Origin of the sequence: Staphylococcus sp. EG-SA-10 (assembly GCF_017151945.1) — a bacterium.
GTDB classification, from domain to species: domain Bacteria; phylum Bacillota; class Bacilli; order Staphylococcales; family Staphylococcaceae; genus Staphylococcus; species Staphylococcus aureus.
On the sequence record NZ_JACVZJ010000003.1, the window covers coordinates 209,824 to 218,943 of the forward strand.

A 9,120-nucleotide genomic window follows, 5' to 3' on the forward strand; every position below is an offset into this window, starting at 1 on the left:
TATTATGATGCTGAATTACTTCTTCTCGAAGTTGTTGTGCTTGCGCCAGTTGTATTAATGTTCAAATCATATACAGCGGCTGCATTGTTATCTAAAGGTAAACCGTTCGCATACTGTTTAATGATATAAAGTCGTGCATCTTCCATTGCTAATACCTCATCATAAGCTTGTAAACTTGCTTTTCCACCTGCACCAGCAATATATTGTCCTTTAACAAAGAATAAAGCTTTATTTTCAGCTAATACTTCACTCTCAACAATATCTAATCCACCTGGGATTACTGTTACATATGTACCATTTGCTGTTAAAACTGTTGAAGTAGCATCAACATCTGCTTTATCTGATGGATTTAAAACTAGAACTACCTTACCATCAATTTTTCGATTAACATCATTAGCATTTTTAGAAAGTACTTTCTTTACATCCTTAATTTCATTAACAACTGTTTGTCCAGGTGCAAATGTTAACGTCCCTTTAGAAACCTTATCAGTTACGCCACCATTTTCAGCAACATCTTTAAGTAAACCAACTGGCTGATGTTGTGCAGAACCGTTACCATTAATGTAGCCCCATTCTAAACCTGTAGCCATTACCTCTGCCAAAAGTTTTTCCATATAGTTTGCAATGTAATTAGGACCTAAAACTAACATGTCTTTTGGAATAGCACCAAACGCTGTTAACTTTAGAATATTAAAACGTTTTTTACCGAATGCTGCATTTACTTGACCTTTAATGTCACCAAATAAATCACCCCATACTGACGCGCCTTTTGGATCTACAGTAATAATTTCAGTAACAGCGCCCATGTTTGTAATACCTAATGCATTTAAAAACGGATGTTCTTTAATTAATCCTTCAAATACTTTATCAATAAATGTTACCGGTAAAGCTCTTTCTTCTTTAAATAAACCTTCTTGAGCAACTTGATTAAAGTATCTTACTTCTTCAGATGTTAAAGTTGATTGTCCACGTGCTGCTAAAATTGCATTATCTGCTATTTGTGTATTAACATCATTTTGAATCGTTTTAGCTACATCATCCGACAAAGCTTGCACGTAATTAGAAACAATTTCCTCTCTCTCTTCTTCTTTTAACTCGCTATTCGTTAATGACGCAACAAATGCTTTTTTAGCATTAATAAATTTTTCAGACTTATTAAATTTAATAGTCATAATACATAACCTCCTAAAAATTTATATTAAAAAAGAAGTGTTTTAAGATAGTCTTTTGTATTCACATTAGACTCATCTTTCACTTCTTGATTTACTAATTCATTATTAATATTTGTGTTTAAATCTTGTTTTACCTTCATGCCATTATCTTTCTCTTTAGTCTCATAAGAGTTTGCAAAGCCTTTTTCAACTGCTTCAGATGCTGTAAACCATGTTTCATTATCTAACAACTCCTTAACTTCTTCTTTACTTAATCCTGTTCTAGAAACATAGACATCAACAATTGATGAATCTATTTTCTCTAACCTATCATAAGTAGTTTGCATTTCTTCTTTATCTCCATAGCAAAACGTTGAAGCATTGTGAATCATCATTGTTGAACCAGTCCTCATGATAATTTCATCAGCCCCCATTGCAATGATAGATCCTGCACTTGCTGCTAATGCAGTAACCTCTACGATAACATGTGCATCTAAATCCTTAATGTAGTTGTAAATTTCTAAACCTTGGAATGCATCACCACCTGGTGAATTCAATTTAATTCGAATTGTCTTAGCTTCTACATTCTTAAGCGCATTTCTTACATCTTTTGCACTTGTCGCATCATAGAAATAATTACTTTCTCCAATGGCACCAGAAATGACTAATATATGTTCATCCTTGCTTTCATTAGTTTGATTAAAAAAAGCATGCTCAAATTTACCAAATTCCATTAACTCACACCTTCTCTCAATTGTTTTAAAGTTTGATAGTTTTTAGTTACTAGATGTTCATTCATTAATTCATCTTTACTTTCTTCATATCCTAATTCACGTCTTATTTCATTACCAACAAATACACTACTAGCGACTAATTTATCAATTTGATTAGCCATATCAAAAATACTGTCAAACGTTATTGGTAACGTATTTGCTATAATTTTCGAATCATTTAAGTATTGTTTTTCATCAAATAATTTAGCATTTAATTCTGTAACTATTAGTTGCAGTAGTGGCTTTATAGTCATTTTAATAAATCGCTTCATGTTCTGATCTACTTCTGCAATATCTCCTGTTAATAATTGGACTGGTATACCAAATTTAATAGCACAGTTATTTAAAAACTGTTTACCAACTTTATCAACATCATCAACACTATTAGCTGCCTGTGACAAAGTTTGTTCTTTATATTGAATACCTTCTTGCTCAGGAACAATTGCAAATGATTTATCTTTAAAATTCTGATAGATATCTTGAATGAATTTATTTACTTTCGCTCTTCGTTCTTTATCGTTCCCCCATTTACTATCAATCTTAACAATTGAACGTACTTGAGATTTCCTCATTTGGAACTCTATAAATCTAGCAAATAAATCACCATAATCACCATATAGTTCATTCAAAATCGACTCTGAATTTTCATTATTATATTTAATATGAATTACATCATTAGAATTAAATGTTCTAGTATATTCAAAGTCACCAATTCGTACTTGACTATAAATGTTTGGGACATGCGCATACTCAGTAACTTGATAAGAATCTGCAACTAATAAGTCTTCTGAATCATTTTGAATAATTAATAATTCATTATCATAAAGTAATTTATATATTGCTTTTTGCCAAAATTGAGTAGCAGATTCATTAATATTCGGCTTTACGTTTAACTTATAGTACATCGAATCTTTAGTGTATTTATTATTATCTTTAATTTTAAATTCTACTTGACTAACAGTTTTAGCAATTAATTCAATACAACTATTTATTGCTAAACGTTTAATATGCGTTTTTTTACTTGCTGAAACTATCGATAAACCTAATTGCTCTGCAGTTTTACGATTGGATTTAAATAAATCACTTAACAATCCCATTACTCCCGCTTCTTTCTAATAATTTGTAAATTCAATTTCATCTAAAAAGAAATCAATGTCATCCGTGAGTATTTCTGACGCTTTATATAAGGCATGAATTAATGCTTGAAAACCATCAGTTTTTCTACGATGCTCATCTTTTTTCAAATATTGAATCGAGCCATCTTTAGTAACTTTCTTAAATACATTAAACGTATACCAATTCATTAATGGATTGATTCCCCAATAAAGATTATTATTAGCAAATAGTGATTCAACACGTGGCGCAAGCAAACCATGAATAGACGATGGTCTTCTTATTCCATACACTTCAAATCCTTCCGCTTCTAATAACGGACGAAGAATATCCAACTTATACATATCAGCAACAATTATTTCAATGTTATATAATTCTCGCATCTTAACAAACCAGTTAACAACATGCCTTGGATCTATAGTAGGTTCATCAACAATTGTTAATAATCCTTTTTCAGCCCATTCTTGTATAGGTGGTTTCAAGTTTGCTTTATCTAAGTATTCTTTTCTAGCAAATGAATGTGTTAACCAAAAATAATCATCACCTTTTCTAAATAATAAACCGACAGCAGTAAAGTCACGGACAGACCCAAAATCTAAACCTCCTACACATGTTTTATGTAAGAGGTCAGGTATATCTTCATTTGCATGATATATTTCATCTGCAGTTGCTACAGATTCAGTCAAGTCTGTTTCTGGAAAATTCATTCGTTTCGCCATGAATTCAGCTCGATATTTTAAATTGTTAGAAAGCTTTTGATGTTCTTTCTTCACTCGTTTAAATAATCTTTTAGCATATGGTGTCATCGGTTCAGAAAATTGTGGGTTAGCTTTTTCCCATGCATTTGGATCATCTGCTTCTTTAGCATCATCTATCTTACACAAGAAACAAAACATGTTATCATCTAGTACTTCCCCACTTAAAATTTTACTAGCTCTTTCTAACATATCATCAATGACGCCACCTCTAACATGTCCATTAGAACCTATAAAGATTTCTCGAGCATTATCTTTTTTACCTAATCCAGAACCAAAAACGTTTATAACGTAATAGCCTTCCATTCTATGAATTTCATCATAAACAACCATACCATCTTTTAATCCATCTTTACTTTTTGGCGCAGAAGTATGGTATTGCAGTTTACTGTTGGTTGCTCTTCCTGTTATTTCTTTTAAATTTTTTCTAAAATATTCATCTAGATTATTACGTTCTATACAATTGTATATCTCCATAAATGAGGTTTTAGCTTGCTTTTCAGTGTTAGCTACAATAGAAATATCATACTCATTAATTGGATTATAGTCACTTAAAAAATAGTGTGCCCATACAGATACAAGGCCATTCTTACCAACACCACGACCACCCATTATAAAAAATTGGTCGTAAAAATTTTCATTATCTTCCTTGTAGTATAGAAATAAAAAAGCACTAATAAATTTTTGAAAATCGTCTAATTCAAAATAGAATTCTCTTGCGAAATTACACAAATTTTCAATTGCTTCATCGTCAAAGTAAATATCATCTCTAGGAAAAATATATTTCTCTAAATAATCTATAAGTTGAATACGTTCTTTATTAAATAATACTTTGCCCTCTTTGAATAAATCAATGTAGTGCTTTACGTATTTATTTACTTCCAGCAATTCTATCCCTCAATGATTTAATTTGTGGCTTAGCATTAGAAACTTTATTAATGGAACGTGTTCTTATTGACTCCTCTAACATAATCAAGTTTTTATTTAAATTAATTAGGTCAGAAATTCCAGGATGTGTTTTAGTAAATTTTTGAGAAGCATTATTAACAGTAATTGTTATGCCTTCCTTGTTAATTGCAGTTATTAATTGGCGATATTTTTGAATTAAGGTTATATATCGGTCAATCTTTTCAATTGTAAACAAGTCAGTTTCATCAACGTCTTTCAGCATACTTTCTTTTAAAGTTTTTAGACTTACCTTCAATGTGACCCCCCCTTAAAATTCAAAAATTGTCTTCGTGTGCTAAAAACGACCCCACGCCCGCTCAAGAAAAAATTCAAAAACGTAAATCAATTTGACCGGGGGGTCTTACTTAAAATTTAGAATATTTTATCTAAAAATATTTTTTAAAAAAATAAAAATAATTAAATCTAATCATTAATCAAGTAAGTTAATACAATAATGTTTCCAAAAGAAAACAAAATCTAAATTTCAATTATTAATTTAGAAAATCAATTTGTTAGATGATCTATATTCAATGCTATCTATACATTGGATGTTACTTACGAGATAATTACTTAATTACCATTGTTCATCATTCCATTGCTTACGTGTTCCACCATATACACGACCATGAACCTTATTATGACAATCAATACATAAAGTTATTAAGTTATTAATATCCAATGCTAAATCAGGTCTTTGGTCTATAGGCTTGATATGATGAACGTTCTGTCCCTTCACTACCTTGCCCTCACGTTTACAATGTTGACATTCACGATTATCTCGTAAGTAAGCTTTCATTCTTAATTGATTCCAACTTGTACTATGATAGAACTTATTTCGTTTATCTTTAGTATCATAGACCTTCATTCACATATCACCTCACACAACATAAGTAATTTAAATATTAAAACTTGTAATTAAACAAACGATTAAAGTACTCATGACTTAAAATGTATTTAATCTAATTCTTAATCAACTATATACTTAGATTATTTAATTACATCTTTCAACAATGTAAATTATCTTTCTTAATTATCATTATTAAATTTTGAGGTATATAAAAAACCACCAGTATATTTTATACGACGTATAAAAAATCTGATGGGTAATTTTGAATAGGTATAATTTTACGAGCATCCATAATTCTCATAGTTAAAAAAATTAGAACGCCCGATTTTTCTATCGGACGTTCAAGGGAGAAAACACCTTTTAAAAAGGAGGACATCAAACATGAGAATCACATTAGTGAGATAGTTTAAAAATAACTACCTCACTAATGTATCAAACGTATGGCACAATTTATAAAAATAAATTTTGTCCTTTTTCACCTTCAATTTTATTTAAAGCTCTCTTTAAATAACTTTGAGTAGAACTTTTACTAATATTTAATAGATCCGCTATTTCACTTAAACTTAAATTCTCACATTTGTGCATTAAAAATATTTCTAATTCTTGTTTAGTCAGTTTCATCAATGCATAATATGCTTTATGATTTACATCTTGAATGTAGTCATGATATTCTTCTGTTCCATTTTTCTGATACATTGATACATCTATCATTTTTTCTATAGTTTCATGATTAACTAAATAGCATTGTCGTTTGTCTATAGCACTATATTTATTTGGTTCATGACCTTCTCTTATCCATTCGATCACATAATTTATATCACTTAACATTTGTCTATTTAATGCAAGTTCATTAATGTCTATAACATTGTGCTGCATTAAATTTCGTATTCGTTTTAACACGTTATTCTTACTTAAAAGATACGACATCAACAAATTTAACATTAAACGCACCTCATTTTATACTTATAGTGTAATTATATACTAAGATTATTAGTTTTGTCCTAGATAAAAATAACATCTAGGACAGGTAAAATGTTATTATATCAAGCTTTTAAGCTAATTCAGGTGTCCCAGATATATATAGTATTTCTTTTTATTTATATATTATTTATATAACTCTTTCCTATAAAAGAAATTAAAAACATCTAGGACATCTAGGACAACTATTAAATTAAATCGTTCAAACCCTTGATATAAATAGGTTTTCAGGCGTCCCAGATAGTGTCCTAGATACTTAATATTTGTCCTAGATAAATGGGACAAATATATAATTACGTTCACCATCTACCCTTATTCTCTTAGTAGTCATCTTTTTTAAACTACAAACTTCTCTTGCAAAAACTATTCTACTTACAGGTTTATAGCCATATTCGACACAATACTCACTATATTGTGCAAATATATCTCTAGTTGATTCATTTTCTAACTTAGGTTCTTCATTATTTAAAAATGCTAAAACAGGATTATTTCTCTCTTTATATGCTTCTATTTCTGCTGTTACTGATTTAGGCTTGGTGAAGCGGTTATTTTTAATTAATCTTTTTAGTCCATTAATAGCCATAACCAAACAATATTGTAATGATTCTTGAGACAATAGCTTATCTATGATGAATGGATCATAATCAATATCTGTATTCGTAAATCTTGCTTTGAAAGGTACAATCATTAGTCGTCTGTTCAATCCATCAGTTTTATCATCAATTCTAGGTACTTCATTCGCACTAAATATTAGCTTTGCATAATTACGTAAATCAAATGGATCTTTACCTTTACGTTCAACTACTAACGTTTCACCAGTCGCTAAATTTTTGAGTTCTGCACTATCTTTGATGAAACCTTTACCAATGTCATCACCTAAGTTAACCAACTTACCAAATAATTCTGCAGTCTTAAAACGACCATTTAAATCTTTAAGTGCTACACTTGATGTGTTATTTTCTCCAACTAACGCACGTAAAATTTTCAAAAATGAGGATTTACCATTACTCCCCCCACCTGTAAGAATAAAAAATTTACCGTATTCATTCCTTCTAAATAAAGCATATCCTAATATTTCTTCAAACAAATCTCTTAGTTCAGTATCATTCACTGCCAACTTATTAAATGTTTTATCAGTTACTTGAGAATAACTATTTGGTATAAATGGCACAGGTATTTTATTTTTAACAATAATTTCAGGTGTGAAAGGTTGTACTGTGTCTGTGTATAAATCATAAATGCCATTTGCGACAGTGATATAGTTTACTGATGATAACTCTTTTGTTTCAGCTTGCAATTGTAAATAGGCTAACGTTTCTTGACGTTGCATCTTTTTAAGTCCTGGAATATGTTTAATCATCACTCTTTCTAAATCAGCTTGTTTATCAGAATAAACGCCATCTAAATAAATATGTAAAATATCAGATATTCTAATAATGTGATACTCCGATATTAAATATTTAGCGAATAAGTCATGTTGAAATTTACCTTTTATGAAGAATGATTCTTTTAAGAATGCATCATCTCTTAACACAATATCTAATTCTTTATCTGAAATCGGTTCGTATAAAACATGTTTATTAATAATGCGAATTGTATTTCTAATTTCTTCTTTACTAAAAGCGATTTGTTGGAGTTTCAGAATATAGTTGAACAGTGTTTGATTACGTCCATCACCTTCTCCAAGTTCTGAAAATCCTGGATCTGTTTTAAACGAAGCCTCTAACCATTTTGGCAATTCATCTAATTGGTCATCTTCAACTCTTTTTATCCATTTTCTAAATTGGCCATCTATTTTTAAAGGGTCGCAACTATTTCTACAACCTAATTTAAAATCACACAGGATTCCAATGGCAGTATAATTTTTAGTTTTATTGGTAGTCATGTTATAACCTTTAAAATAAAAATGCATACCGTTATCAGTGTCTAAAATATTACAATGAATTTGTTCATCTTCAATAATATTTAATAAAATTTCTGCTTCATTTTTATCATCGACATCAATCATGATATAGTCATCATCTAATACACCAACGAAACTTTTTAATGATCGTGCTTGCTTATAATTTAGTAATACATCTGTATTCTTTTTAAATTTAGTAATCGTACGTTTTCCTTTTGATTTTAAATAACCTTTATACATGTGTTCCCTCCTTTCATTACTTATTAACTTCTTATTCACTCATTCTATGATCTACTTCTGTAATTGTTTCATTCTCAATTCGTAATAAAACATTTTGGTAAAATTTTAATAGCTCATTAAATTCATGAACTGTTAATTTATTATCTATTTCTTTATGAAATTCTTTTAATTTATCAACAGCATCTGCCGTTATTGTTGCTTCATTAAAATTCTTAATGATCATTTGATGTTCACTTCTTCCTAAATAAAAGCTAGCTTTTACACTAGCTTTAAAGAATTAATAATGTTGTAGTCCATATCGTTAAATATACTTATCTCTAATATTTTTAAAAATTGCAAAAACTTTTCATTAATCTTTTTTAAATACTTTTATTAATTTATTATTACTATCAAAAAACAGACGATATAGCCT

Annotated in this window: 9 protein-coding genes; all 9 read right to left on the bottom strand. The window is 29.4% G+C overall.

Annotated elements, in window-relative coordinates:
* Positions 1-2 precede the first annotated feature (2 nt).
* The gene (locus IDG45_RS04525; RefSeq protein ID WP_000152780.1) at positions 3-1,172 is read right to left on the bottom strand and encodes a phage major capsid family protein; all 1,170 of its coding nucleotides are present in this window, start codon (positions 1,170-1,172) and stop codon (positions 3-5) included.
* A gap of 26 nt (positions 1,173-1,198) precedes the next feature.
* Positions 1,199-1,885: a head maturation protease, ClpP-related gene (locus IDG45_RS04530; RefSeq protein ID WP_000394245.1), complete on the bottom strand. Its 687-nt coding sequence runs from the start codon at positions 1,883-1,885 to the stop codon at positions 1,199-1,201.
* A complete protein-coding gene (locus IDG45_RS04535) occupies positions 1,885-3,021 on the bottom strand; it encodes a phage portal protein (protein WP_000523761.1) in 1,137 nt (378 codons plus the stop codon). Before IDG45_RS04535 ends, IDG45_RS04530 begins: the two co-directional genes overlap by 1 nt.
* A gap of 15 nt (positions 3,022-3,036) precedes the next feature.
* Complete coding sequence (locus tag IDG45_RS04540) at positions 3,037-4,680, bottom strand: terminase TerL endonuclease subunit (protein ID WP_046463075.1); 1,644 nt, start codon at positions 4,678-4,680, stop codon at positions 3,037-3,039.
* Positions 4,664-4,996: a hypothetical protein gene (locus IDG45_RS04545; protein ID WP_000868798.1), complete on the bottom strand. Its 333-nt coding sequence runs from the start codon at positions 4,994-4,996 to the stop codon at positions 4,664-4,666. The genes IDG45_RS04540 and IDG45_RS04545 overlap by 17 nt, the downstream gene beginning before the upstream one ends.
* Before the next feature lie 318 nt (positions 4,997-5,314).
* On the bottom strand, positions 5,315-5,605 hold the full coding sequence (locus IDG45_RS04550) for an HNH endonuclease (protein ID WP_000870118.1): 291 nt from the start codon (positions 5,603-5,605) through the stop codon (positions 5,315-5,317).
* Positions 5,606-6,037: 432 nt separating this feature from the next.
* Entirely contained in the window at positions 6,038-6,529 is a 492-nt protein-coding gene (locus tag IDG45_RS04555) for a sigma factor-like helix-turn-helix DNA-binding protein (protein WP_000933402.1), read from the bottom strand.
* Between the two features lie 304 nt (positions 6,530-6,833).
* On the bottom strand, positions 6,834-8,708 hold the full coding sequence (locus IDG45_RS04560; protein WP_000276481.1) for a DNA primase family protein: 1,875 nt from the start codon (positions 8,706-8,708) through the stop codon (positions 6,834-6,836).
* Positions 8,709-8,739: 31 nt separating this feature from the next.
* On the bottom strand, positions 8,740-8,931 hold the full coding sequence (locus tag IDG45_RS04565; RefSeq protein WP_000584491.1) for a hypothetical protein: 192 nt from the start codon (positions 8,929-8,931) through the stop codon (positions 8,740-8,742).
* Between the last annotated feature and the right edge of the window lie 189 nt (positions 8,932-9,120).

Coding starts and splice junctions, on each gene's coding strand:
- IDG45_RS04565 (WP_000584491.1), bottom strand. CDS start 8,931: ATGATCATTAAGAATTTTAATGAAGCAACAATAACGGCAGATGCTGTT.
- IDG45_RS04530 (WP_000394245.1), bottom strand. CDS start 1,885: ATGGAATTTGGTAAATTTGAGCATGCTTTTTTTAATCAAACTAATGAA.
- IDG45_RS04550 (WP_000870118.1), bottom strand. CDS start 5,605: ATGAAGGTCTATGATACTAAAGATAAACGAAATAAGTTCTATCATAGT.
- IDG45_RS04525 (WP_000152780.1), bottom strand. CDS start 1,172: ATGACTATTAAATTTAATAAGTCTGAAAAATTTATTAATGCTAAAAAA.
- IDG45_RS04535 (WP_000523761.1), bottom strand. CDS start 3,021: ATGGGATTGTTAAGTGATTTATTTAAATCCAATCGTAAAACTGCAGAG.
- IDG45_RS04560 (WP_000276481.1), bottom strand. CDS start 8,708: ATGTATAAAGGTTATTTAAAATCAAAAGGAAAACGTACGATTACTAAA.
- IDG45_RS04555 (WP_000933402.1), bottom strand. CDS start 6,529: ATGTTAAATTTGTTGATGTCGTATCTTTTAAGTAAGAATAACGTGTTA.